Annotated in this window: 26 protein-coding genes; 10 read left to right on the top strand and 16 right to left on the bottom strand. The window is 68.0% G+C overall.

Going from position 1 to position 24,592, the window contains the following annotated elements:
- Positions 1-14 precede the first annotated feature (14 nt).
- From ABH933_RS38160 to ABH933_RS38180, 5 genes are all read right to left on the bottom strand, one after another.
- Positions 15-587: a 1,2-dihydroxy-3-keto-5-methylthiopentene dioxygenase gene (locus ABH933_RS38160; RefSeq protein WP_429425121.1), complete on the bottom strand. Its 573-nt coding sequence runs from the start codon at positions 585-587 to the stop codon at positions 15-17.
- Between the two features lie 12 nt (positions 588-599).
- Complete coding sequence (gene mtnA / locus ABH933_RS38165) at positions 600-2,405, bottom strand: S-methyl-5-thioribose-1-phosphate isomerase (RefSeq protein WP_429425123.1); 1,806 nt, start codon at positions 2,403-2,405, stop codon at positions 600-602.
- A gap of 150 nt (positions 2,406-2,555) precedes the next feature.
- The gene (locus ABH933_RS38170) at positions 2,556-2,879 is read right to left on the bottom strand and encodes a hypothetical protein (RefSeq protein ID WP_429425125.1); all 324 of its coding nucleotides are present in this window, start codon (positions 2,877-2,879) and stop codon (positions 2,556-2,558) included.
- Positions 2,872-3,171: a hypothetical protein gene (locus ABH933_RS38175; RefSeq protein ID WP_429425127.1), complete on the bottom strand. Its 300-nt coding sequence runs from the start codon at positions 3,169-3,171 to the stop codon at positions 2,872-2,874. The genes ABH933_RS38170 and ABH933_RS38175 overlap by 8 nt, the downstream gene beginning before the upstream one ends.
- A 166-nt stretch (positions 3,172-3,337) precedes the next feature.
- Complete coding sequence (locus tag ABH933_RS38180; RefSeq protein ID WP_429425129.1) at positions 3,338-3,910, bottom strand: TetR family transcriptional regulator; 573 nt, start codon at positions 3,908-3,910, stop codon at positions 3,338-3,340.
- A 40-nt stretch (positions 3,911-3,950) separates the two neighbouring features.
- Between ABH933_RS38180 and ABH933_RS38185 the strand changes: the two genes are divergently transcribed.
- The 3 genes from ABH933_RS38185 (at position 3,951) to ABH933_RS38195 (ending at position 6,508) form a co-directional block, all read left to right on the top strand.
- Entirely contained in the window at positions 3,951-5,195 is a 1,245-nt protein-coding gene (locus tag ABH933_RS38185) for a KasA/KasB family beta-ketoacyl-ACP synthase (RefSeq protein ID WP_215920005.1), read from the top strand.
- 69 nt (positions 5,196-5,264) lie between these two features.
- Positions 5,265-5,702: an SRPBCC family protein gene (locus tag ABH933_RS38190; protein WP_429425130.1), complete on the top strand. Its 438-nt coding sequence runs from the start codon at positions 5,265-5,267 to the stop codon at positions 5,700-5,702.
- 215 nt (positions 5,703-5,917) lie between these two features.
- Positions 5,918-6,508 carry an LppP/LprE family lipoprotein gene (locus tag ABH933_RS38195; protein WP_429425132.1) on the top strand — a complete coding sequence of 197 codons (591 nt, stop codon included), beginning with the start codon at positions 5,918-5,920 and terminating at the stop codon, positions 6,506-6,508.
- 40 nt (positions 6,509-6,548) lie between these two features.
- Here ABH933_RS38195 and ABH933_RS38200 read toward each other — a convergent pair whose 3' ends face one another.
- Complete coding sequence (locus ABH933_RS38200; RefSeq protein WP_429425134.1) at positions 6,549-7,670, bottom strand: NAD(P)H-dependent flavin oxidoreductase; 1,122 nt, start codon at positions 7,668-7,670, stop codon at positions 6,549-6,551.
- Positions 7,671-7,916: 246 nt separating this feature from the next.
- Between ABH933_RS38200 and dinB the strand changes: the two genes are divergently transcribed.
- The 3 genes from dinB to ABH933_RS38215 all read left to right on the top strand — a co-directional run bounded on the left by dinB (position 7,917) and on the right by ABH933_RS38215 (position 12,759).
- Entirely contained in the window at positions 7,917-9,155 is a 1,239-nt protein-coding gene (gene dinB / locus ABH933_RS38205; protein ID WP_429425136.1) for a DNA polymerase IV, read from the top strand.
- A 580-nt stretch (positions 9,156-9,735) separates the two neighbouring features.
- Complete coding sequence (locus ABH933_RS38210) at positions 9,736-9,972, top strand: hypothetical protein (RefSeq protein ID WP_429425138.1); 237 nt, start codon at positions 9,736-9,738, stop codon at positions 9,970-9,972.
- Positions 9,973-10,023: 51 nt separating this feature from the next.
- The gene (locus ABH933_RS38215) at positions 10,024-12,759 is read left to right on the top strand and encodes a LuxR C-terminal-related transcriptional regulator (RefSeq protein WP_429425140.1); all 2,736 of its coding nucleotides are present in this window, start codon (positions 10,024-10,026) and stop codon (positions 12,757-12,759) included.
- A 230-nt stretch (positions 12,760-12,989) separates the two neighbouring features.
- On the opposite strand, the gene ABH933_RS38220 is transcribed toward ABH933_RS38215, so the two are convergent.
- The 3 genes from ABH933_RS38220 to ABH933_RS38230 all read right to left on the bottom strand — a co-directional run bounded on the left by ABH933_RS38220 (position 12,990) and on the right by ABH933_RS38230 (position 14,539).
- Complete coding sequence (locus ABH933_RS38220) at positions 12,990-13,220, bottom strand: hypothetical protein (protein ID WP_429425142.1); 231 nt, start codon at positions 13,218-13,220, stop codon at positions 12,990-12,992.
- Between the two features lie 52 nt (positions 13,221-13,272).
- Positions 13,273-13,959, bottom strand: coding sequence for a DUF3558 family protein (locus ABH933_RS38225; RefSeq protein ID WP_429425144.1), 687 nt, complete (start codon positions 13,957-13,959; stop codon positions 13,273-13,275).
- Positions 13,960-14,158: 199 nt separating this feature from the next.
- A complete protein-coding gene (locus ABH933_RS38230) occupies positions 14,159-14,539 on the bottom strand; it encodes a hypothetical protein (RefSeq protein WP_429425146.1) in 381 nt (126 codons plus the stop codon).
- A 309-nt stretch (positions 14,540-14,848) separates the two neighbouring features.
- Here ABH933_RS38230 and ABH933_RS38235 point away from each other — a divergent pair, with 309 nt between their 5' ends.
- Positions 14,849-15,037 (top strand): hypothetical protein, encoded by a 189-nt coding sequence (locus ABH933_RS38235; protein ID WP_429425148.1) that lies wholly within the window; start codon positions 14,849-14,851, stop codon positions 15,035-15,037.
- 256 nt (positions 15,038-15,293) lie between these two features.
- Here ABH933_RS38235 and ABH933_RS38240 read toward each other — a convergent pair whose 3' ends face one another.
- Positions 15,294-15,719, bottom strand: a complete 426-nt coding sequence (locus tag ABH933_RS38240) for an NUDIX hydrolase (RefSeq protein WP_429425149.1) — start codon at positions 15,717-15,719, stop codon at positions 15,294-15,296.
- 279 nt (positions 15,720-15,998) lie between these two features.
- On the opposite strand from ABH933_RS38240, the gene ABH933_RS38245 reads away from it, so the two are divergent.
- Positions 15,999-16,958 carry a patatin-like phospholipase family protein gene (locus tag ABH933_RS38245; RefSeq protein ID WP_429425151.1) on the top strand — a complete coding sequence of 320 codons (960 nt, stop codon included), beginning with the start codon at positions 15,999-16,001 and terminating at the stop codon, positions 16,956-16,958.
- 150 nt (positions 16,959-17,108) lie between these two features.
- Complete coding sequence (locus ABH933_RS38250) at positions 17,109-17,834, top strand: YoaK family protein (protein WP_429425153.1); 726 nt, start codon at positions 17,109-17,111, stop codon at positions 17,832-17,834.
- 51 nt (positions 17,835-17,885) lie between these two features.
- Here the strand turns inward: ABH933_RS38250 and ABH933_RS38255 are convergent, their stop codons facing one another.
- The 6 genes from ABH933_RS38255 to ABH933_RS38280 form a co-directional block, all read right to left on the bottom strand.
- Positions 17,886-18,314: a type II toxin-antitoxin system Rv0910 family toxin gene (locus ABH933_RS38255; RefSeq protein ID WP_429425155.1), complete on the bottom strand. Its 429-nt coding sequence runs from the start codon at positions 18,312-18,314 to the stop codon at positions 17,886-17,888.
- A 97-nt stretch (positions 18,315-18,411) separates the two neighbouring features.
- Positions 18,412-19,296, bottom strand: coding sequence for a phosphoribulokinase (locus ABH933_RS38260; protein ID WP_429425157.1), 885 nt, complete (start codon positions 19,294-19,296; stop codon positions 18,412-18,414).
- Between the two features lie 34 nt (positions 19,297-19,330).
- Entirely contained in the window at positions 19,331-20,365 is a 1,035-nt protein-coding gene (locus ABH933_RS38265) for a class 1 fructose-bisphosphatase (RefSeq protein WP_429425159.1), read from the bottom strand.
- 16 nt (positions 20,366-20,381) lie between these two features.
- Positions 20,382-21,449 (bottom strand): AAA family ATPase, encoded by a 1,068-nt coding sequence (locus tag ABH933_RS38270; protein ID WP_429425161.1) that lies wholly within the window; start codon positions 21,447-21,449, stop codon positions 20,382-20,384.
- Positions 21,450-21,617: 168 nt separating this feature from the next.
- Positions 21,618-22,052 (bottom strand): ribulose bisphosphate carboxylase small subunit, encoded by a 435-nt coding sequence (locus ABH933_RS38275; protein ID WP_429425163.1) that lies wholly within the window; start codon positions 22,050-22,052, stop codon positions 21,618-21,620.
- Positions 22,053-22,063: 11 nt separating this feature from the next.
- Entirely contained in the window at positions 22,064-23,506 is a 1,443-nt protein-coding gene (locus ABH933_RS38280) for a form I ribulose bisphosphate carboxylase large subunit (RefSeq protein ID WP_429425165.1), read from the bottom strand.
- A gap of 121 nt (positions 23,507-23,627) precedes the next feature.
- Here ABH933_RS38280 and ABH933_RS38285 point away from each other — a divergent pair, with 121 nt between their 5' ends.
- The gene (locus ABH933_RS38285; protein WP_429425167.1) at positions 23,628-24,518 is read left to right on the top strand and encodes a LysR family transcriptional regulator; all 891 of its coding nucleotides are present in this window, start codon (positions 23,628-23,630) and stop codon (positions 24,516-24,518) included.
- The last annotated feature ends 74 nt before the right edge of the window (positions 24,519-24,592 follow it).

Here is a 24,592-nt window from a genome sequence, read left to right on the forward strand (position 1 = left end):
GCAGCCGCGCCGTGTCACGCGCTGACGAGTTCGTCGAGGGTCGGGAAGTTCGCCCCGATCCTGTTGCCGGTGAAATCTCCCACCCAGCCGTCCTCCTCCTCGAAGAACCGGATCGCCAGGAAGTCCGGCCGTGAGCCCATGTCGAACCAGTGCCGCGTGCCCGCGGGCACCGACACCAGATCCCCGCCCTCGCAGACCACCGCAACGACCTCACCGTCCAGGTGCAGGTAGAAGCAGCCGCGCCCGGAGGCGAAGAAACGCACCTCGTCCTCGGCGTGCCGGTGCTCGGACAGGAACTTCTCCCGCGCCGCCACGGCCTTCTCGGGCCACTGCGGATCGTTGTCGTCCGGATGGATGCGCGCGACATCGATGTGCTTGTAACGGCCGTCACTGTTCACATCGCCTATCCGCCCGGCGTATTCGGCGAGAATCTGCTCGGTCGGCGCTGCCGCGACGCCGGGGGCGACCGGCCAGCGATCGAAAACGATCCCGCGGCGGGACAATTCGGCCCCGATCGCCGCCGGATCCTCGGTACGCAGCACCACCGCGCCCGCATCGGTATCGGACATCACTTGCAGCAGAGTCATTGTGGTCTCTCCTCACACACCCGGGTCGGCGCCGACGATACGGCGCCCGCTCAGTGTTACCAGCTCGCACATCGCCTCGAGGCATTCCGCCCGATCGCGTGCCTGCGCCAGGCCCGCACCCCACGCGGTGATGCCGTGCCCGGCGATGAACAGCACCGGCGGCGCCGCCGGATGCTCGATCAGATACCGCTCGATATCCGCGCCGATGCGCGAAACGTCCGGATGGTTCGCGAACACCGGAATATCGATGATTTCCGCAGCCCCCAGGCCCTTGATGAGCTCGTATCCGGTGAACCGCAACGTCGCCGGGGCATCGGCAGCACGGGTGCCCAGGGACGCGCTCACCGACGCGCCCGACCGCGGCGCCTCGCTGTCCGGTCGCGCCACCGCGCCACCGGAATCCGTGGTACCGGCCTCCGCGGGTGCCGTGATCGACTGCACGGTCGCATAGGGAGGATGCACGTGTACCACCGCCTCGGCGCCCGTGGCGCGGTAGATCGCGGTGTGGATCGCAGTCTCCGCCGAGGGCCTGCGAAGGCCCGAAATCTGCTGTGAGTCGGCGATATTCACCGTGACCATGTCGGAAGCCCCGAGCTCGCCCTTGGACAGCCCGCTGCCGGTGACAACGGCGGCCTTGCCGGCGCGCACGGAGATGTTTCCTGCCGTGCCCGGCATCCAGCCGCGCCCGTACAGTCCACGCGCGAGGTCGGCAATCGACTGTGCCGCAACCAATTCCGTCTCTGCACCGGCATCCTCGACGCCCCCTCGCACCACCGATCCCGCCGGCGATTGCGAGGCCATGTGATCACGCTCTGCGGCAGGGTCGCGCCCGATGACCGTGCCGCTGACGACCCCGTTCTCCGTGACAACGGCGGTCACCAATTCGGGTGGCGTCACATCGAATGCGGGATTGAACACCGCGGTGCCCGCAGGAGCGGTCGCCACTCCCGCCACTTCGGTGATCTCCTTCGCAGCACGTTCCTCCACGACGATCTCATCACCGGTCGCGGTCGCGAGATCCCGCGTCGATTCCGGCGCGACCACCACGAACGGGATGCCGTGGTGGTGCGCGGCCAACGCCAGCGCGTACGTGCCGATCTTGTTCGCGACCGACCCGTCGGCGGTGATGCGGTCCGCCCCGACCACCACGCAGTCCACCTGCCCGGTCCGCATCGCCCACGCCGCGGCCGTATCGATGGTCAGCCGATGCGGGATCCCCGCCTCGGCCAGCTCCCATGCGGTCAGTCGCGCACCCTGCAGCAGCGGCCGGGTCTCGTCCACCAGCACCGATTCGATCGCCCCGCGCTGCGCCAGCACCCGGATCGCGCCCAGCGCGGTGCCGAACGCGGCCGTCGCGAGCCGGCCGGTATTGCAATGGGTCAGCATCCGCAGCGGCCGATCCGGGCACACCCGCTGCACCAGATCCGCCGCATGCGCCGCCGCGGCCCGATTGACCCGGCCATCCTCGTCGAGCATCGCCATCGCCTCCTCGAGCACCGCCGTCGCCCCGTCCGGGAGCCTGCGCAGCGCCCGGCGCACCCCCCACGCCAGATTCACCGCGGTCGGGCGCGCGGAGGCGATCCGCTCGGCCTCCGCCAACACCCGCGCCTCGTCACCGGCGTGCGCGAGCGCGGCCAGCACCACCCCGAAGGCCCCCGCCACGCCGATCGCGGGCGCGCCCCGCACCGCCAGCGTCGCGATCGCCTCGATCACCCCGTCGACCGTGGTGATCCGCAGCGAACGGACCTCGCGCGGCAGCGCCCGCTGATCGATGATGACCAGCGCGCCATCGACCCACGCGATCGAACTCTCACCCATCCGCACAACCCTCAGCCCTGAACCCGACACTGCAGTAATCAACGGTATCGAACCAGGCCGCCGAATCGCCCACCAGGTTTACGCGCACGCCGATCGCCATACCAGCGCCCGGCAGCTCGAACACCAGCCACCAGGCGAACCCGTCGCGTGTCAGGCCGCGTGACGGATGAATTCGAGGATCAGCGGCAGATCGGCAGTGGTCAGCGGACGGGCCGCCACCCCGGACACGTCGCGTTCGATCAGCGAACGGATATATGCGGACTGCGTGAGCCCGAGTTCGACCGCCCGGGCCTTGCACTGGCGATCGAGTTCCGGGGTGAGTTTCACCGAGCGCGGAATGGTTGCCCCGCTCGTCTCGACGCCGAGTGACTGCGGAGTGACTTCCTGCGCGTCACGCGGGTCCACGGACGCCATGACGCGTTCGGTGAGCGCGGCGATCTCGTTGATGCTCATGTCGTCGAAAGGGTCAGTCATTGCGGTGCTCCCATCGCTCGTGCTCCGCGATCAATTCGCCGGTGGGTAGGAAAGCGTTGATGACATAGAGGTCGGGCCCGTCAATGCGCGCCAGGATCACCAGTAGTCGCCCGTCGTCGCCGCGCCCCATCAGCACGGCTGCCTTCAGGCCGGTGGCGTCGTCGACTCCGGGCAGCATCCGCATCGGCCGTTGCCCGGCCAACCATGCGCTGACCAGGTCGTATACGTCGTCGATCTCTATGCCGGAGCGCGCCAGCAGTGCTGCCAGGCCCCAGAACCATGTAATCCCCACACCTACGAGACTACAGTCAGACTACCGCAGGTCAAGACGCCGTTCAGGGGATGTGATCAGCGGTGAAGATCATCGACCACAAGCGAGCAGTTCGGGCCTGCATCACGAGCTCAGCGGTTGGCCCGCCGTGTCCGGACCGGACAGAGATCGCCCGGCCACGACATGCCTATGCCCGCGCCGACGGCAGGGACTGGTTGATCAGCAATCGCGCGGCCTTGGACACCCGGGTGGCATCGCCGGTCACCAGGCGGTCCTGCAGCAGGCCACGGATGCCCGAAATCAGCAGGGTCGCCGTGGATCTCGGGTCCGGCATGGTCGAATCCAGCTCGCCCAGCACCTTGGTCAGGGCGTCGATCAGTACGTATACCGCGTCGTTCGCATAAGCCGCGAAGGGGCTGGCGGGCACCGAGGCCACGCCCAGCACCTGCAGCAACACGCTGGTGCTGCGGACCCAGTCGCTGGTGGTGTTCACGCAGAACGATTCGATCAGGCGGCGTCGCAGCATGTCGATGTCCTCGACGTCGAAGAACAGGCCCGCGATATCCGGGCGCTGGGTCTCGAGGGCTGCGACCAGCATCTGCTCCTTGCTGCCGAAGTAGTGGATCAGCATGCGCGAGCTGGTACCGAGGTAGTCCGCGAGCGGTCGCAGCGACAGCTCGGTGAGGCCGCGTTCGGCGATGTAGGCGATGACTCCGGCGAGCAACTCTGCTCGGCGAGCCTGGTCGAGAGGGCGTGGCACGGGTTGACTGTAGCGCCCGCTACAGGTATCCATTAACGCCATGGGTGTAACAACTGCTTCACATTCGCCGCGCGGCGTCGTTGTCACGGGCATGGTCACCACGACCAGCCTGGCCCCCGACCTCGCGGGCACCTGGCCGGCGCTGCTGGCCGGTGAGAGCGGAATCGGCCCGCTCACAGACGATTTCGTCACCAAATACGATCTGCCCGTACGGATCGGCGGCAAGCTCAAGCAGCGCCCCGGCGAGCACCTGACCCGCATCGAGCTGCGCCGCCACTCCTACGTGCAGCAGATGGCGCTGGTGCTGAGCCGGCAGGTGTGGGAGGAGGCCGGCAAGCCCGACGTCGAGGGCGAACGGCTCGGGGTGGCCATCGGCACCGGCCTCGGCGGCGGCGACACCATCTACGACGCGATCCACGCGATCGAGCAGGGCGGCTACCGCAAGATCCACCCCCTGACGGTGCCCATGGTGATGCCCAACGGCTCCGCGGCCCGCGTCGGGCTCGAATTCGGCGCCAAGGCGGGCGTGTACGCGCCCACCTCGGCCTGCGCCTCGGGCGCCGAAGCCATCGCGCACGCCTGGCGCCTGATCGCCACCGGCGAGGCCGATGTGGTGATCGCCGGAGGCGTCGAGGGCCACATCGAGGCGATCCCGATCGCCAGCTTCGCGATGATGCGCGCGATGAGCACCCGCAACGATGCCCCCACCGCCGCGTCGCGCCCCTTCGACCGCGACCGCGACGGCTTCGTCTTCGGTGAGGCCGGGGCGCTGGTGGTGCTCGAATCCGAGGAGTTCGCCGCCGCGCGGGGTGCGCAGGTGCACGGCCGCATCGTGGGCGCAGGCATCACCTCCGACGGCTTCCACATGACCGGCACCGACCCCGAGGGCGGCGGCTCGGCGAACGCGATGCGCAAGGCAATCGACTTCGCCGGGCTCACTCCGCAGGACATCGGCCACATCAACGCCCACGCCACCTCCACCCCTGTCGGCGACGCCTCGGAGGCCATCGCCATCGCCAAGGTCGCCCCGCACGCGAGCGTCTACGCACCCAAGGGGGCGCTCGGGCACTCCATCGGCGCGGTGGGCGCGCTCGAGGCGATCCTGACCGTCTGCAGTGTCCGCGACGGAATCGTCCCGCCCACACTGAACTTCGAGAATCCCGACGACGGCGTCGAGCTGGATATCGTGCACGGCGAAGCCCGCAAGCAGGACATCTCCTATGCGCTGAGCAATTCGTTCGGTTTCGGCGGACACAACGTCACCCTGGCCGTCGGCCGCGCCTGAGCGCGTGCGCATCCCGGGGCCCGCCGCCCCGGGATGCGCACATAGAACTTGTTTCAGTATTGTTCCGGCATGGCCTTCGTGATCGACGAGAGTGTGGAGATCGACGCCCCCGCCGCGGCGGTGTGGCAGGTGCTCACCGACTTCCCCCGGTACGGCGAATGGAATCCGTTCTGCGTCTCGGCGCAGACGACGCTGGAACCGGGCGCGCCGATCGACATGCGGGTGAAGCTGATCGGCCCCAAGGAGCGCGCGCAGCGCGAATACATCCGCTCGGTCGAGCCCGGCGCCGGATTCAGCTACACCATGAAGCCGATGCCCCTGGGCGCCCTGCACAGCCTGCGCTCACACACCCTGACCCCGCTGGGCGACGAGCGCTGCCGCTACGACTCGCATTTCGAGCTCGCCGGCTGGCTGCTCCCGGTCGTCACCGGACTGATGGGCGCGGCCCTGCGCCGCGGATTCGGTGAGATGACCGCCGCAGTCGCCACCCGGGCCACGCAACTCTAGGGCAACCGGCATCGAGCGCAACACCGCACCCGATGCCGTCTTGCGGTGGCGCCCGGCGGAATTCGGTCGAATCGTGCGCGACACAGTAGGTTCGCCTACCGTGGACCTCGGCCCTGGGGGCTCGGGGTCCATCGGGCCCGCGATGCGCCGCCGGATCGTCCGGCCGCGAGGGCAGATCGGCCATGCTCGCACGAACCGAGAGAAGGTCACGAACGGTGTCTCGAACGACCGGGGGCGCGTTGGCCGCCGCCGTCACATCAGCTGTCATCGCCGCCGGGCTGCTGACCGGGTGCGGCTCGAGTGGCGGCTCGGCCGCCGCGCCATCCACGGCAACCCCTGTCTCGCAGGCGCATTCGCAGGCGACCGCGGCGCCGATCGCCAGCGGTGAGCCCAGCCCGGCCGCCTGCGGAGTCGACCTGTCCTCCCCCGCGGTGGCCGCCGCGGTGCGCCGCCAGCCCACCGAACCGGCCACCCACAGCGCCTGGGACACCGACCCGAAGACCTTCGAGGGCAATTTCAACCCGTGCGCGACCCTGTCCACGGCGATCATCACCATCCAGGGCGCGACCGGCAGCTCGCCCAACCAGGCCCTGATGTTCCACAAGGGCACCTATCTCGGCACCGGGACCTCCAGGGCGTACGGCTTCACCAGCCTGGACACCGCGACCACGACCGACGACACCGTCGTGCTGGACTACAAGACACCCGGCAGCTGCAACGCCTGCGCCGACGGCACCGTCTCGCACGTCCAGTTCCATTGGGACGGAACGCATGTGGTGATGACCGGCAAACTGCCGAGCTACTGACCGGGCCCGGCCGGGGCGCGCGGCCCCGGCCGGATCGGTCTCAGGCGTTGTTGAGCTTGTTCAGCCGTTCGCACGCGGTGAGGTACTCCTCGATGAGGCGCTGCATCACATCGGCGGTGCGCTCGACCTTGTTCATCATGCCCACGACCTGGCCGACGGGGTTGAAGTTGACGTCCTTGGCGGCCTCGGGATAGCGGTGCCCGCGCTTGACCCCGTCCAGCGCCACCATCATCTGCAGCGGCATCGGCAAGGGATCCGGCGTCTCGGCGCTCTCCCACGCATCGGTCCAGTCGTTGCGCAGCATCCGGCACGGCTTACCGGTCCACGACCGCGAGCGCACGGTGTCGTGGCTGGTGGCGTCGATATAGGTCTGCATCTGCGCGGGCGGCACGTTGGCCTCCTCGACCGTGAGCCACAGCGACCCGGTCCAGGCGCCCGCCGCACCCATCGCCAGCGCCGCGGCAATCTGACGGCCGTTGCCGACCCCGCCCGCGGCCAGCGCCGGCATGTCGCCGATCGCGTCGATCACCTGCGGCCACAGCACCAGCGAGGAGATCTCCCCGCAGTGCCCGCCGCCCTCGGTGCCCTGCATGACCACGAAGTCCAGGCCCGCGTTCTTGTGGTTGAGCGCGTGCTTGACCGAGCCGCACAGCGCGCCGATGAGCCGGCCCGAATCCTGCACGGTCTTGATGACGTCGTCGGGCGGGGTGCCCAGCGCGTTGGCCACCAGCTTGGCCTTGGGGTGGCGCAGGATGACCTCGACCTGCGGGGCCGCGGTGGTCGCGGTCCAGCCCAGCAGCTGGTTGTGATGCTCGCCCTCGGGCAGATGCGGGACGTTGTGCTCGGACAGGATCTTCTCGGCGAAATCGCGGTGGCCCTGCGGGACCATCTGTGCCAGTTTGGCTTCCAGCTCCTCGGGGGTCAGGCCCTCCACGCCCTTGCCCTCGTACTTGGACGGGATGACCAGATCGACGCCGTAGACGCCGTGCACGTGCTCGTCCAGCCAGCTCAGCTCGACCTCGAGCTCCTCGGCGGTGAATCCGACCGCGCCGAGCACGCCGAGCCCGCCGGCGTTGCTCACCCCGGCGGCGACGTCGCGGCAGTGGGTGAAGGCGAAGATCGGGACGTCGATGCCCAGCCGTTCACAGATCTCGGTACGCATGGGGTGGTGCACTCCTTTTGTCTTGCGGCGCTGACCGTGCGGCGCCACCTAACACTAGAACACGTTTCATATCAAGGCTAGCGATTCGGTGGACACGACGCGAGTGTCAGTCCATGAATATGGCCATGAAATGCCTCGATAGGCTGATCTTCACAAGATTTCAGCGAACGACCGTACACTGAAATCGGCGGGCAACCCGTTCTAGTTTTCGGCCGCGGCGAACTTGTCGGCGGGCTATGCGAACATATGTTCGTGTCGACTCGAAGGCTCGCGCCCCAGGAAGGTTCATCCGGCGGCCGCGCCGAGGCCACGATCCTGCACGCGGATCTCGACTCGTTCTATGCCTCGGTCGAGCAGCGTGACAATCCTCGGCTGCGCGGTCGGCCGGTGATCGTGGGCGGCGGGGTCGTGCTGGCCGCGAGCTACGAGGCCAAGGCGCACGGCATCCGCACCCCCATGAACGCCCGGCAGGCGCTGCGGCTGTGCCCACACGTGATCGTGGTGCCGCCGCGCATGTCCGCCTACGCCCAGGCCAGCAAGCTGGTGTTCGAGATCTTCCGCGACACCACCCCCGAGGTCGAGGGCCTGTCCATCGATGAGGCGTTCCTGGATGTCGCCGGGCTGCGCCGGATCGCGGGGCCCCCGGTCGAGATCGCCGCCGCGCTGCGGTCCCGCGTGCGCGAGCAGGCCGGGTTGCCCATCTCGGTCGGGGTGGCCCGCACCAAATTCCTGGCCAAGGTGGCCAGCGCGGTCAGCAAACCGGACGGGCTACTGCTCGTCCCGCCCGGGGGCGAGCTGGATTTCCTGCATCCGCTGCCGGTCGAAAGGCTGTGGGGCGTCGGCGAAGTCACCGCCCGCGCGCTGCACGAGCGCGGCATCACCCGGGTCGGGCAGCTGGCCGAGCACGGCGAGCGGGCCCTGGCCTCGATCCTGGGCCCGGCCGCCGGGCGACATCTGTACGCGCTGTCCTGGGCCCGCGATCCGCGCCGGGTCGACACCGGGGTGCGCCGCCGTTCCATCGGCGCCCAGCGCGCCCTGGGCTCGGGCCCGCACACCGATGTCGAGCTCGACGCCTACCTGCACGGCCTGGCCGACCGGCTCGGGCACCGCCTGCGCGCGGCCCATCGCCGATGCCGAACCGTGGTGCTGCGCCTGCGTTTCGACGATTTCAGCCGCGCCACCCGCTCGCACACCCTGCCCGAGGCCACCGACACCGGCGCGGTCCTGCTGCGCACCGCGCGCACCCTCCTGGCCGCCGCGACCCCGGTGATCCACGAGCGCGGCCTCACCCTCATCGGCCTGTCCCTGACCAATCTCGGCGACACCGAGACCCTCCAGCTCCCCCTGCCCTTCGAGCCGCGCCCCGACGCCACCCTCGATGCCACCCTGGACCAACTGCGCGCCCGCTTCGGCGCGGGCACCGTCACCCGCGCGGCCCTGCTCGGCCGCGGCGAAGGGCTGTCGGTGCCGCTGCTACCGGATTGATCCAGCCATCCCCGGTGCTCGCCCGAACTCCGGCCGCCGGACACCCGCACGGCGGCCCGGGGACAGCAACGGCGACACGGGCACCACCACCACGGGCGGACTACACCTCGCCCGCGCCACTGCGCCGCCGGAAAATCTGCTGATCAGAGCGTTGCCGATCGCGCTAGCGCCGGATCTGCCGAGATTGGACCTTCTCACAGGCCGCATCGACCCCGCCACCGAGCCGCGAGATTGCAGGTTCGGAAGGCGATCATGCTGGCTACCGGCAGCTCAATGGCCACCCGCGCTTTCCGGTCCGGCACGCTCGACGAGGTGCCTACAACGTGCTGTGCCAAGCTGTCCAGGATGAACGCGAGCTCAGCCTCGAACGCTAATTCTTGATCTATCCGGGGAGGGTCCCCGTTATGGCCAAAGCCAATGTCGGCCTGTTCTTCCAGCACGGCGCCGACCAGCGGGCTACGGCTCAACAGCGAGGGCGGTGGGCCACCGTTACTATGCGCGTTCACTTTTCGCAAATGCGTACGGTGTGCGCTAGCGTGGCACGGCCGGGTTCCCGGCACCGGCGGGGAGGAGTCTCGATATGGCGTCAGTGTCAGCCATCGCGCACAGCGGCCGCTCCGAGGTTGAGTGGGGCGAGCAGTCGCGGTCGGTACGGGAACGAACCGTGGAATCCAACCCGCGGATCGGGCAGCTGATCGCGACGCGCGGGCCAGCCGACATCCGCGCGGCGCGCGATGCCAAATTCCGGTACAGGCGGGAACGCATCCTGGACGGTCTGCACGCGCGATTATGTGACGCCGACCCGGGCCTAGGCTGAGCGATGCACAGGCGCCGTGAAGACTGGCGAGTCGCGACGCATGATGACGAAATGGCGGCCCACACAGGCGGATTCGGTGTTGTGCTGCACGGCCGTGAGACCGAACTGGAGTGGATCGATACCCTGCTCCGCAACGCCGAAACCGGGCAGAGCGGCACCATCGCGCTCAGTGGTGAAGCGGGAGAGGGGAAGACCGCCCTGCTGGACCATGCTGCCGCTACGGTGGACGACACCTGGCAGATCCTGCGCTGCGTCGGCGTGGAGACCGAGTCCGAACTATTGTTCGCGGGCCTGCAATGCCTGGTCGGGTCGGCCGTCGGCGGTGTCGGTGGCCTGCCGATCGGCAATCTGCCCGACATTCAGGCCGCGGCCTTGCGCGCCGCGATCGGGTTGGCGTCCGCGGCTATGCCGGTCGACCGCTTCCAGGTGGGCCTGGCCACGCTGTCGTTGCTGGCTGAGCTGTCTGCGTCCGGACCCGTTCTGTGCCTGATCGACGATGCGCAGTGGCTGGACCAGGCCACCGCCGATGCGCTGCGTTTCGCCGCCCGTCGGCTCGGCGCCGAGGGTGTTGTCATGCTTTTTGCCGCGCGCACCGGGTTCACAGTGCCGGGCGTGCGCACCCTGCACCCCGTGCCGCTCGCCGAAGACGCCGCTCGGCGACTGCTGGGCGAGCGGTGGCCGCAGCTGGAAACCGAAGTACTGGAACGCATTCTGGCCGAGGCAATGGGAAATCCGTTGGCGCTGTTGGAGCTTCCGCGCATGGCCCCGGATATGCCTCGCGTGGGCCCGCTCCCACTGCCGGCCCGGCTGCGCGCCGGATTCGAGCGGCGCATCGCGGAGCTGTCCGGACCGGTGCGCACCGCACTGCTGGTTGTCGCCGCCGAGGAGACCGGCGATCTCGGTTTGGTGCTGCGCACGCTGAGGGAACTGGGTCTCACCGAACGGGCACTGGCGCGGGCGGAATCCTCCGGCATCGTGGTCGTCGACCACGGGGCAGTCCGTTTCGGGCATCCACTGCAACGCGCCGCCGCTTACCACAGCGCCGATTTCACCGAACGGCGCGCCGTGCACGCCGCACTCGGCACCGTTCTGTCCGACGACCCCTACCGCCGCGCATGGCATCTGGCCGCCGCCACCTCGGGATCAGATGAAACCGTCGCCGCCGCAATGGAAACCGCGGCCGAGCACGCACAGCAGCGGGCCGGATACTCCGCGGCGTCCACCGCCCTGGAACGTGCCGCGCAGCTTACTCCCGAACCGGAGCGGCGGGGCGTGCGGCTGGTGCAGGCCGCCGAATGGGCGGCCGAAGCGGGTCGAACCGATCGCGCGCTGCGGTTGGCGCAGGCCGCCGAACGGCTTCCGCTCGTCGCCGGCTACCGCGCCCGGCTCGACGCGACCCGGGCGCTGATCGCCTTCTACGACGGCGCGCTCGGCCGTGCGCACGATCTGTGGATAGTGGCCGCGGTGGCTGCCGCGGAGCTCGAATCCGATCGGGCGGCCATAATGCTCATGGGTGCTGCGTGGGCGGCGTTCAACCGGGGTGATCTGTTCGGGGTCCGGCGCGCGCGGACCCGGCTGGCCGGACTTCCGCTGCCGGACGACCAGCGCACACGGCTGCTCGAAGCGTTGGATGGCCCGCTGTCACTGACTACCGGCGACCTTGATGCCGGGATCGCGATGATCCGTTCGAACGTGGCGGCCTGCCGTTCGATGGGTGCGGACGCGCCGTCGATGCTGCTGGCGCTGGGCGGTCAAGCCATGCTCATCGGCGATGTGGCCGACACCCGCGAGATAATGTTCCGGTTGGCGGAGGAGTTGCGGGCACGCGGCATGATCGGCTGGTTTCCGGCGGCGTCGGTGTGCTTGGGCAATGCGGAACTGATGTTGGGTCGGCTGCGCGAGGCCGAGGTGGCTCTGAACGAGAGTTTGCGCATAGCCCGCGATATCGATCAGCGGAACGGGGTTGTGCACGCCGAAGTCTTGCTCGCGCTGCTGGCGGCGATGCGCGGGGACGAGCACCGCTGCCGCGATCTGGCCGAGCGTGGCTTGCGCGCTGCCGCCGGCCAGGACAATTTCATCCATGCCGTCGTTGGCGAATGGGCGCTGGGCCTGCTGGACCTCGGTCTGGGGCGGCACGAGACCGCGCTGGAGCGGCTCGAAGGGCTTTACCGCATCCCAGATCGGGTGCGCGGCCAGTGGATTCATCTGCTGGGCGATCTGATCGAAGCCGCCGTGCGTCTGCGGCGTCCCGCCCGCGCCGAGGCCGCCATGGCGGAGATAGAACAGTGGTCCAGCGCCTTGGGCACGCCCTTCGCCGAGGCCATCGCGCTACGCGGACAGGCCGCATTGCACGGTGACGACGACGCCTTCCAGCGTGCCCTGAAATTGCAGCTGGCCGAAGGGCTTTGGTACGACCATGCGCGCACTGCTCTGCTCTACGGGGAATGGCTGCGGCGGGCGCGCCGGCGAGCCGATGCCCGGGGCCAGTTGCGGCAGGCGGCGGAAACCTTCGACCGGCTGGGCGCGACGCTGTGGGCCGAGCGTGCCCGTACCGAACTGCGCGCCGCCGGCGAGAGTACGTCACTTGTGACAGCTACCGATCCGACGGCCGCGCTCACTCCGCAGGAGCTGCAGGTGGTTCGGCTGGCGGCCGCCGGCGCGACCAACAAGGACATCGCTGCGCGACTGTTCCTGAGCCCGAAAACCGTTGGGCACCACCTGTATCGCGCTTTCCCCAAGCTTGGTGTCAACAGCCGGGTGGAACTGGCACATCTGGACCTGTCATAACGGTGTTTCACCATTCGATCGGGCCGAGGTCGGCCGATGAGCCGGCCATCGCTCGCAGGTGTTCGTCGTCGGAATCCGCATGCCGGACCGGCCTCAGCGCAGGCGCGGCGGCAAATGACGCACCGTATTCCACCCGTCCGACCGGTGCGACCGGCTCTGACACGATGCCCCCCGGGCTGACGGCCCGGGGGCGGCATGCGGTCGGTCGTGAACTCGACGACTACGTTGGCTCAGAAGCAGTACGGGAATGTGCACTTGGATGGATCATTGGGGCCGAAGATCGCTGTGATCAGCCCGTTGATCACAGTGTCGGCCATCCCTGATCCCGTGCTGAGTGCGACGTCCTGTGCGTCGACAACGGCCTCGGTAGCAACCTCGGGCTGTGCGGCCCCAGCGGTTGCGGTCGTCGGTGCGCTGATCACGATCCCTACCGTGACGACCAGTATTGTCTTTCGAATCATTGTGCGCCCTCTAATTTTTCACTCGATATATCCACTGACGCCCATGGCGCGGTCAGGGCAGTGACCTGAACAGGGCGGCTCCGACGCGATTCGCATCCGCGCAAGGGTCGCCCACGTCGGTCTGAACGCGTGTGTTGTGCACCAGGAACTCGATGCTGCCGAACCCGGCCGGTGTTCCGACATAGCAACCCTGCTTGTGGGTATCCTGCGCCGCTCGATATTGGATCACCTGCCGGCCGTAGTATTCGGTCCTGCGCACATCCTGGTATCGCGCGGGTTCGACCTGGACTGGCAGCGGCCTGTCATAGGCGGTGATGAACAACTCGAAGGTCCGGTCGGCCGATTGCCACTTGCAGCTCCGCCCGGATACACGCTCCTTGGTCGCGGTGTCCAATCCCGCCGCGGCGAGCGCGGATTCCGACAGCGAGCAAGCGTCCCATACGGTACTTGTCGCGGAAGCCGTAGTGGTGGACGGACTTTCAGCCACAGTGGTGAGGGGCGCGGGCGTGCCGGGTGCGGTCTTCGCGGGTGTGGCGGCGCCATCGTCACCCGGACCGGGTTGCGGCGCAACCGAGGCCCCGTCGGTACGGGCCGTGGTGGTGGCAGCGGCACCGGTCGCCGACGTGGACCCGCCAGGGCTCTGCGAGTTGTCCACGGAGGTGGTGCCGCAGCCCGCGAGCAGCATGACCGCACCACACGCCAGGGCTGCGAGACAGCTCCCGACAGCCTTACTTGTCATCTCGAATTCCTTTACTGCCAGCGGTTATCGGCACTCTGCAGGGCCCTGGTTCAGCATTAGGGAGAGTGTCGATACTGTGATATCGGGTATTTGTCCTATTCATCCTTGTTGGGCGGCGATTTCGGCCCAAGCGTCAGGCAGCCGCGTTGCGGCATTGCAGCCCAAGGAATCCGACGCCGCGGATCTTGTCGACCTACCGCTAGATCACCAGGCAGGAACTTCCCGCGTTGATTCCGTTACCGACCGTCAGGACAACGGTTCGGGTGTCCCGACCTTGAGTGATCAGGATGGTGTGTGTCCCTGTCGTCGTCGGAGTCCAATAGGCCACATGGGTCTTCGGGGTGGGGCTTCCTTCCGTCGTGGCGAACCGGACGCCGTTGTCATAGAAATTCATGCCCGATCCGGTGCTGCCGTTCGCGACCACCTGATAGCTGCAGCCCGTCCCGAATCCATTGCTGAGCCCGCCGCCCGCGATCACGACTCGAGCCCCGATCTCGGCCGACGCCTGCGGCGCGTTCAGGGTCACACCGGCGGCGGCCAACGCGACCGCGGCTGCAACAGAGTGATGAACGCTTTTCATCCCGTATCGACTCCTCGAATTGATCTACGTGAACTCGAGTCACTCTGTCAGCCGGAAGCTTGCGGGTCTATCGGGCAGATGCCCTATATCTCGGCACTGTGCCGGTGGGCGACTGACCACTGGCTTGTCGCAAATCAGTGAGTGCGATTTGTGCGGGGGTATACCGGCGACGGTGATGACGATCAGGCGGGTTGCTTGGTCCGGGCCGGATCCTGCAACCTCTCGCTGTAACGGGCGGAGCCCAGCGCTCGACACAGCCACCGCGGTCATATTCGTGACCGAAACTAACTCGAGAAGATCGGGTTTGGGATGATTCGAGTCAATCGCCATGTCGTCGCGGGTGCCCTGCTGTCGGGTGCGGTGCTGATGTCCGCCGCTCCTGCGCAGGCCCAGGCCCCGGCCGCGCCCCAGTCGATCGGCAACAGCGAGATCTCCAGCGGTTCGGCCGATCTGAACCACTTCTTCTGCGGCACAATCTGGCGCCCGGTCTGCTTCTGATCACCCGGCGCGCAGAACGACGGAACCCACGGCGGCATCTCGCGCCGTGGGTTTCGATCTACGACCACGTCGTCGTCACGGGTGTCGAGAAGTAGATCCGCCCGATCCGGCGTTAAGAGCTCCTATCGGGTTCGGTTGCTGAGTCGTCGCCGGTAGATGAGTGCTGCGGCGAGGTCGAGGAATGCGTGGGGGATGTCGGTGCGTCGTTCCCAGCGGATCGTGAGGCGCCGGGGAACGGCCACTGCGCCAGCATGATTCAGCTCGGTTTCCCGGGCAGCAGGCCGGACTCGACGAGGTCGTCGAACAGCAACTGGTCTACCGGCGGCACCCGGTCCCGATCGGCGTAGCCGAACCAGGCGATTTCGGCGATCTCGCTGCTGGGGGCCAGCGTGCCGGCGTAATCGGCGCTGTAGCAGGCCATGCGCACCGAACCCGTTGTCGGACCGTGCAATTCGGCCTCGTAGGTGCCGATGTGGGTGACGGTGCCGGGGTCCAGCGCGACGGTGAGCTCCTCGTCGATCTCCCGCAACAGGGTCTGCAGATCGGTCTCCGCGCCCTCGCGCTTACCGCCGGGGATGTAGAAGATGTCCTTGCCGCGTGGGCGGGCACACAGGATCCGGCCGTCCACGATGAGCACCCAGGCGACCGTATCGATAAGCAGTTCGGTCGGCTCGGTCCGCATGCACGCAGACTACCGGCCAGCCGGGACGACCCCCGGGCCGCACCGCCGAGGGCCGAAGACTCTCTGGCGCAGCCTGCGCTCCGCCGGTCCGTCGGCCGCGCGGCACCGTCTTGCGATCCGTAACCCGTTGCGCCTCATACGCCTGCCGTTCACCGTCCGGCGAAATTCGAGCCGCATTCTGTGAGGACATTTACCTCGAGGCCGCGTAGCAGCGCAGCCTCGAGGTATAAGATACACAGCGGCTTACATGTCTTATATTCACGGAAAGGGCTCGGTGCCGTGGCGCAGACCGATACCGGATCCCCCGTCGGGGACCTGCTCGCCGCGCGGCGTGCGAACCGTAGCCGGCCCGGCGAACGCACCGACGGCGCGCGGCTGGCGCTGGTCATCGAGGGCGGCTCGGCCCGCGGCGCCTATTCGCACGGGATGGTGATGGCACTCGAGGAGCTCGGGCTGCTGTCCTGCTTCGACGCGGTGTACGGATCCTCGGCCGGCGCCCTCAACGGGGCCTGGCTGCTGTGCGGGCGCGCCCACCGCTCGCGTCGCGCCTGGCACGCCGATGTGGTGCGCCGGGTGATCAACCCGGCCCGGGCGCTGCGCCTCGGGCACGTGGTCGACACGAAGTACCTGGTGCACGCGGTGTACGAACGCATCGTGCCGATGGATTTCCCGGCCATCCTGGCCAATCCGGTGACCTTCCACCCGATCGGCACCGACACCGCCGACGGCTCCTCGGTCGACCTGCACCCGCACATCACCGACACCCCCTCGCTGCAGAGCGCCCTGCTGGCGACGACCTGCCTGCCGATCCTGGCCGGCCGGTCGGTCGCACTCGCGGGCCGGCGCTATGTGGACGCGGGCCTGTCCGAATCGGTGCCAATTCACACCGCCCTGGCCCAGGGCGCCACCCATACCCTCGTGTTGCGGACCCGGCGCGTGGACGAGCCGCCCACCCTGCCCTCGCGGCTGGAACTGCGCGTCGTGACGCGCTTCCTGGCCCGGCACGCACCCGGCGTGGTGGACAACTGGCTCACTCGCGGCGAGCAGCTGGCCCGGGACGAGGAGACGCTCGCCGCGACGCCCACGGTCCTGCAGATCCGCCCGCCGCTGGGATCGCCGACGGTCAGTCGCGCCGCCCGTGATGCGGCGCTCATGCTCCGCGCCCTGGACGTCGGGCGCATGGCGGCGCTCGATGCTCTCACCCGCTTCGCCGCCGCCGCGTCAGCCGCACCGGCCTGACCAGCCCCATCTGTCCGAAGTGCCCGGATTCCGCAACCGTGTAGCATTGCATCGGCTGCATGTTTTCGCCGCGGACTCCCGCAGAATTCTTGATCATCGTCACACAACGGCATCCATGCATATCTGTGCATATATTGCTAACCTGTCGCTGTGAGTGCGAAACCGAACGATCGACCCCCACCGTTCTGGGATCTCGAAGCCCGCCTGGCCACCGCACTGCTGATACTGGCCGGATTCGTCGGCGCCGCGGCATACACCCACTCGATGGGCTACTTCGTCACCTTCATGACCGGCAACAGCGAACGCGCCGTCATCGGTGGATTCCTCGGCGACTACCTGCTGGCCTGGGGTGCGTTCTGCCTGATCCTGAGCTTCCTGGCCGGGGTGTTCGTCGCCTCGCTCTGCCGCCGCCACTGGTGGCGCAATCATCCCCACGGCGCGACCATGCTCGCCACCGCCGCCCTGGTCGTGTCCGCGGTCATGGACAACGCCCTGGACGGCTGGAACAACACCCTGCGCGTGGGCCTGGTACCGGTGCTGTTCGTCGCGTTCGCGATGGGCTCGCTGAACACCTCGTTCGTCAAGAACGGCGAAACCGCGATCCCGGTCACGTACGTCACCGGCACGCTGGTGAAGCTCGCCCAGGGGGTGGAGCGCCACATCGCCGGCGGCACCCACCGCGAATGGCTCAATTACGCGGTGCAGTGGCTCTCGTTCATCGCCGGCGCCGCGATCGGCGGGCTGGTCAGCCTCGTGGTGGACGGCAACCAAATGCTCGCCGCCGCGGCCGTGGGATCGGGGGTGGTGGCCGCCTACACCTGGTTCGCCGACCTCCGCTGGGTACGCCGCCAGGAGCAGCAGGCCAGCGCGGAGTAATGGGCGCCGTGTGCATTCCGGCAGGCGATGCCGGAATGCACACGGCGCACCTCAGGCGAAAAGCGCGGCCAGCTCGCGCAGCGAGGTTTTCATATCGGCCTCGGCGCCCTTCTTCAGCCGCCCGGCCATCAATCGGATGAGCGGGCTGTTGAATTCGTTCTCGATCCGCACCCGGGTGCCCTCGGCGATGCTCTCGACCTCGTACCGCAGCCGGGTGGCGACGTTCATCGGGGCCTTGCCGCGCAATTCCAGCAGCCGTCCGGGCTCATATGCCTCGACGGTCCAGGCGATGTCGTTGGGCAGTCCCATATTCGTGATCGTCTGGGTGAAGCTCGCGCCCACCGTCACCGGCGAGGGCACCCCCTTGGGAAATGCGACGTGCACGTTGTTCCACTTCGGCTGGGCCGACAGATCCCCGACGATCTCCCACACCTTCTCGATCGGCGCCTCGACGACGGCGCTGACGGATACGGTCGGCATGTGATGGGCCCTTTCTGCCGCGGCGATTCGGTGCCCACGACTACATCACACTGAAACATGTTCTACAACTTCCGCGCGAGGAGACCCACCGGCTCGCTCACAGCACGGACGCGTGCTTGGGCCGCTTGTCCATCAGCCGCAGGATCAGGGGCGTGAAGATCAGCTGCATCGACAGCTCCATCTTGCCGCCCGGCACCACGATGCAATTGGGCCGGGACATGAACGAATCGTGCAGCATCGACAGCAGATACGGAAAGTCGATGACCTTCGGATCGGCGAACCGGATCACCACGAAACTCTCGTCCGCGGTGGGAATCGTGCGGGCGATGAACGGATTCGAGGTGTCCACCGTCGGTACCCGCTGGAAATTCACATACGTGCGGGAGAACTGCGGGCAGATGTAGTTCACGTAGTCCGGCATGCGGCGCAGGATCGTGTCCAGCACCGCCTCGCTCGAATAGCCCCGCTCGGTCTTGTCCCGGATCACCTTCTGAATCCACTCGAGATTGATGATCGGCACCACCCCCACCAGGAGGTCGGCATACCGCGCCACATCCACGTCCCCGGACACCGCCGCACCGTGCAGGCCCTCGTAGAACAGCAGATCGCTGCCCGGGGCCAGCTCCTCCCACGGAGTGAATGTGCCCGGCGCCAATCCGTAGGGTTTGGCCTCGGCCGCGTCGTGCAGATACCGCCGCACCAGCCCCACCCCCGTCTCGCCGTAATCGCGGAACAATGCCTCGAGTTCGCCCAGCAGATTCGCCTCCGGACCGAAATGCGAGAAATGCCGATTCGCACTCCGCTCGGCCTCGGCCATCTCCAGGGCCATCGCCGCGCGATCATAGCGATGGAACGAATCGCCCTCCACGATGGCCGCGCCGATCTCCTCCCGGTGGAAGATCTCCTGGAAAGTCCTTGTCACACTGGTGGTCCCGGCGCCGGACGACCCGGTGATGGCCACCACGGGATGTTTGAGCGACATCGCATCTCCTTCTCTTCCCGGTGCACCGCGCGGCTCAGGGGTGCAGATGCCGGAACAGCGACCGGGTACCGAACAGCGACGCGTCGAACCGCGGCCCCTCCTCGGGCATGCGGTGATAGCGCGCGATGCGCTCGACCTCGTTGCGCGAACCGAAGATCAGCGGCACCCGCTGGTGCAGATCGTGCGGCGGCACCTCGAGCACCCGCGTGTGCCCGGTGATGGCGGCCCCGCCCGCCTGCTCGACCACCAGCGCGATCGGATTGGCGCCGTACAGCAACGACACCCGCCCCGGGCACGCCGGATTGCGCGCGTCGTGCGGATACAGATACACCCCGCCCCGGGTCAGGATGTGGAAGGTGTCCGCGACCAGCGAGGCCACCCACCGCATGTTGAAATCGCGCCCGCGCGGGCCCTCCACGCCCTCGAGGCATTCGGACACGTAGCGGCGCACCGGACGCTCCCAGAACCGCTCGTTGGCGGCGTTGATCGCGAAACCCGAGGTGTCCTGCGGGATCCGCATGCGCGGATGCGTGAGCACGAACGCGCCGATCTCCCGGTCCAGGGTGAACCCGTCGACCCCGTCGCCGGTGGTGAGTACCAGCATCGTCGCCGGGCCGTACAGGGTGAAACCGGCACACACCTGCGCCACACCCGGCTGCAGGAAGTCCGCTCCGCTGGGCTCGCGACCGTCCTCGGGCGAGCGCAGCACGCTGAAGATCGTGCCCACCGGCAGATTCACGTCGATATTGGACGATCCGTCCAGGGGATCGAACGCCAGCAGGTATTTCCCGCGCCGGAATTCACCGGGCACGGGATGGAATCCGCTCATCTGCTCCGACAGCAGCGCCGAGAGCGGTCCGGTCCACTGGGATTCGGACACCATGATCTCGTTGGCCAGCGCGTCCATGTCCCCGCAGCCCGCGATGCGCCCGCGGGTGACCTGGTTCGCGATGATCTTCGTCGCCGTGGCAAGCACATTCAGCAGCGCGGAGAACTCACCGGAGGAGCCGGGATGGCGGTGCTCCTGCTCGATCGTGTACCGGGTCAGCGTCTCGAGTCTCTCGGGCATGGCGTTGCTCAACTCCTCACGGATCGTCCCCGGTCGGGTCACCCGACTCGCCGAACACGCTGCTGCCGTATACATCCGCGGCGGTGAGCGTGATCAGGTCCGCGTGGCGCAGCGGACGGTCCAGCTCCACCAGGCGCTTGGCCTGCCGCAGCCGGCAGCGGTCCAGCGCGTTGCGCACGCTGCGGGCATTGGCGAAACGCGGCCGAGCCATGCGCAATTCGAGGTATTCCGCAAGGGCGGTGATGCCGTCGGCATCGAGCCGGAAGTGCTCGCGCTGCACCATCAGCCCGGCGATCGCCAGCAGTTCGGCGTGGGTGTAGTCCGGGAACTCGATGTGGTGCGCGACCCGCGAGGACAGGCCCGGATTGGCCGAGAAGAAGGTCTCCATCCGATCGCGATAGCCGGCGAAGATCACCACCAGATCGGTGCGGTGGGTTTCCAGCTCCTGCAGCAGGATCTCGATGACCTCCTGCCCGTAGTCGCGCTCGTTCTCCGGGCGGAACAGGTAATAGGCCTCGTCGATGAACAGCACACCCCCCGCCGCGCGCGCGAGGGCCTGCTTGGTCTTGGGCGCAGTGTGACCGATGAACTGACCGACCAGATCGTCGCGGGTCACGGTGTGCACGAACGGTTTACGGATATAACCGAGCGCATGCAGCAGATCCGCCATGCGCAGCGCGACGGTCGTCTTGCCGGTGCCGGGCCCGCCGGTGAAGCTCATGTGCATGGTCGGGCGGGTGGATTCCAGGCCGAACCGCGCGCGGGCCCGGTCGACCAGCAGCAGCGCCGCGATCTCCCGGACCCGGCGTTTGACCGCGGCCAGGCCGACGAGTTCGGCGTCCAGGCGGGCCAGTGTGCCGTCCACCTCCAGTGCGGCTGCGTCCGTGGCGAGGTCGAGTTCGGCATCGTCGTCGAGAATTGGCGACGTGCCGGGGACGTTCACGGCCTCATCCGAACCCGCTGCGCCCGAGGCGGACTCGTGCCCGACAGGGCCGGGGGCGCCGATCGCCGACATGCCCTCGGCACCGGGCCGGGACATTCGGAATCCCGTTGCGGAGCCGCCTGTTCCGATGCCGGTCCTCACCGGTCCTCCTCGGCCACAGCCGCCCCGGCGCCAATCATGCGACGCCGGAACAACCCGTGACGGGCTTGCCTCTGCGATCCTGTCACCGCGCCTCCTCCTTCGCCGTCCTCCCGGCGCGGCCACCGATACGCCGGGACGATGCCGGACGGGATGCTGTATCCGGTCCGCTCATCGGCGTGCCTCGGGCTCGTAGCGCTCACCGGAGGGCGCGTCGGTGGCATACGGGTGCAGGTTGTACACCTGCCGCCGATCCTGAGAATCGCTGCGCGCCAACCGGAATCCTGGCTCCTCGGCAGGCCGATTCACCAGGAAACTCAGTGCCGTGGTCTGGCGGCCGTAACTCGCGTCGTACGCCGTGACGCGGATGTAGTACCGCGGGAACGCCGCGCGGCAGGCCTCGACCTCGGCCAGGACCCCGTCCGGTTCGTCCAGGTCGAACAGCGGCAGCCCCCACATCTCCCAGTACACGTTGCGGGGATGCGGATCGTCGGTGTACTCGATGGACACCGGCCAATTGTTCAGCAGCGCGTAGCGGACCTGCGCGCCGATCTCGGCATCGGTCAGCTCGGGCAGATGACTGAAGGTACCCTGACGCAAATACATTGCGGGCCTTTCTATCTCGTGACCGTCGGCACGGCGTCGGGGGCGTCGGTGGAGGTGTATTCGAAGGTGACCTCGCCCCACACCGCCAGCGCCGCCTCCAGCGGGCGGTTGCCCCGCGCCGCCGCGCGCAGCACATCCGGGCCCTCCCGCAGCAGATCCCGGCCCTCGTTGCGGGCCTTGACCACCGTCTCCAGCGCCACCCGGTTGGCCTCGGCGCCCGCGGCGATCCCCATCGGATGACCGATGGTGCCGCCGCCGAACTGCAGCACCACGTCGTCGCCGAACAACTCCAGCAGCTGATGCATCTGGCCGGCGTGAATACCGCCCGAGGCCACCGGCATCACCCCCGGCAGGCTCGCCCAGTCCTGGTCGAAGAAGATCCCGTTGCCGGAGTTGCACGGAATGTGGTTGTCGCGCAACGTATCGTAGAACCCGGTGACGGTGTGCGGGTCGCCCTCGAGCTTGCCTATCACGGTGCCCGCGTGCAGATGATCCACACCGATCAGGCGGCACCACTTGGCCAGCACCCGGAAGCTCACCCCGTGGGTCTTCTGCCTGGTGTAGGTGGAGTGCCCGGCCCGGTGCAGGTGCAGCAGCATGCCGTTGCGGCGGGCCCAGTTCGACATCGACTGCATCGCGGTGTAGCCCACCGTCAGATCGATCATGACGATCACGCTGCCCAGCGATTTCGCGAATTCCGCGCGCTCGTACATGTCCTCCATGGTGGCCGCGGTGACATTCAGGTAATGCCCCTTGAGCTCACCGGTTTCGGCGATGGCCCGGTTGACGCCCTCCATGGCGAACAGATAGCGGTCGCGCCAGCGCATGAACGGCTGTGAGTTGATGTTCTCGTCGTCCTTGGTGAAATCCAGTCCGCCCCGGCACGCCTCGTACACCACCCGTCCGTAGTTGCGCGCGGACAGCCCCAGCTTGGGTTTCACGGTCGCCCCCAGCAGCGGGCGCCCGTACTTGTTCAGATATTCCCGTTCGGTCACAATTCCGTGCGGCGGACCGGGAAAGGTCTTGACATACGCCACCGGGATCCGCATGTCCTCGAGGCGGAGTGCGGCAAGGGGTTTGAACCCGAACACATTGCCGATTACCGAGGAGGTCAGGTTCGTGATCGACCCCTCCTCGAACAGATCCAGATCGTAGGCGATGTAGGCGAAATACTCCCCCGTCCGGCCGGGCACCGCGTCCAGGCGGTAGCACCGGCCGCGGTAGCGGTCGTGCGCGGTGAGACGGTCGGTCCACACGACGGTCCAGGTGGCCGTGGAGGATTCGCCCGCGACCGCCGCGGCGGCCTCGATCGGATCCACGCCCGCCTGCGGTGTCACCCGGAACACCGCGAGCACATCGGTGTCCTTCGGGTGGTAATCCGCGTCGTAGTAGCCCATCGACGCATAGGACTGCACGCCCGGATCCCAGCGTTCGCGAGGGGATTCGCCGGTCATATTTCCTCCTCCGCCAGGACAACTCGGGACTGGATCCAGGATGCGGGCGTGCGCGCCGGCGGACAATTCGATTGTTTCTCGTCTCGCTCAATCGAAAGGTTGAGTTTGCTACCGTCGGGTAATGGGAACGGTCAGTGCGGCGCGCATGGAAACGTTCCTGGCCGTGGCGCGGCACGGCAGCATTCGCCGGGCCGCGGCCCAGCTGCACGTCACCGAGGCCGCCGCCTCGGCCTCGGTCGCCCATATCGAGCGGCAGCTCGGCGCCAAATTGATAGCGAAATCCGGCAGGGGTATTACGCTCACCGAGGCCGGCCGCGTCTACGCCGAATACTGCCGCAGCATCCTGGGATTGATGCAGGAGGCGCAGGCCGCGGTGCGCCGCGCGGAAACCGGACGGTTGCGAATCGGCGTCGTCGCCACCGCCGGGGAATATGTGCTGCTGCGCCCGCTGGCCTCGTTCCGGGACCGCTATCCCGATATCGAGGTGGGCCTGTCCATCCATCCCCGCGATGTGCTGTTCCTGGAATTACTGCACCACGAAACCGATCTGGTGATCGCGGGCCGCCCGCCCGGCGACGCGGGCCTGGTCATCCGCGCGCGCCGCCCGAGCCGCCTGGTCGTCGTCGGCTCGGCCGGACGCTGGCCCGATCCGCTCACCGCCACCTGGCTGCTGCGTGGCGACGGCTCGGGCACCCGCGACACCACCCTGGCCCTGCTCGAGCGCCTGCAGATCCGCCCGCCCACCCTCACCCTGGGCACCCACGGCGCGGTCCTGGCCGCCGCCCGGGAGGGCCTGGGCGTCACCCTGATTCACGGCGATGCCATCGAATCCCCCGTCGCCGCAGGGCATCTCGAGATCCTGCGGGTCGAGGGCACCCCGCTGGACCGCCCCTGGCACGCGGTCACCACCCGCAACCCCACCCCACCGGCCCGCCTGTTCATCGACCACCTGCTCCGCGCATCGGTCGCGGCCGCCTTCGAACCGGTTGCCGCGCCGCCCGAACGCGGCTGAAGTGCCCCTGATGTGGCCGAAAACCACTGGCCCGGAACGGCCATACCGAATGTCCAGTTCGTGTACTTTGTTCT

It is taken from the genome of Nocardia sp. GP40 (assembly GCF_050434125.1).
Lineage (GTDB): Bacteria > Actinomycetota > Actinomycetes > Mycobacteriales > Mycobacteriaceae > Nocardia > Nocardia albiluteola.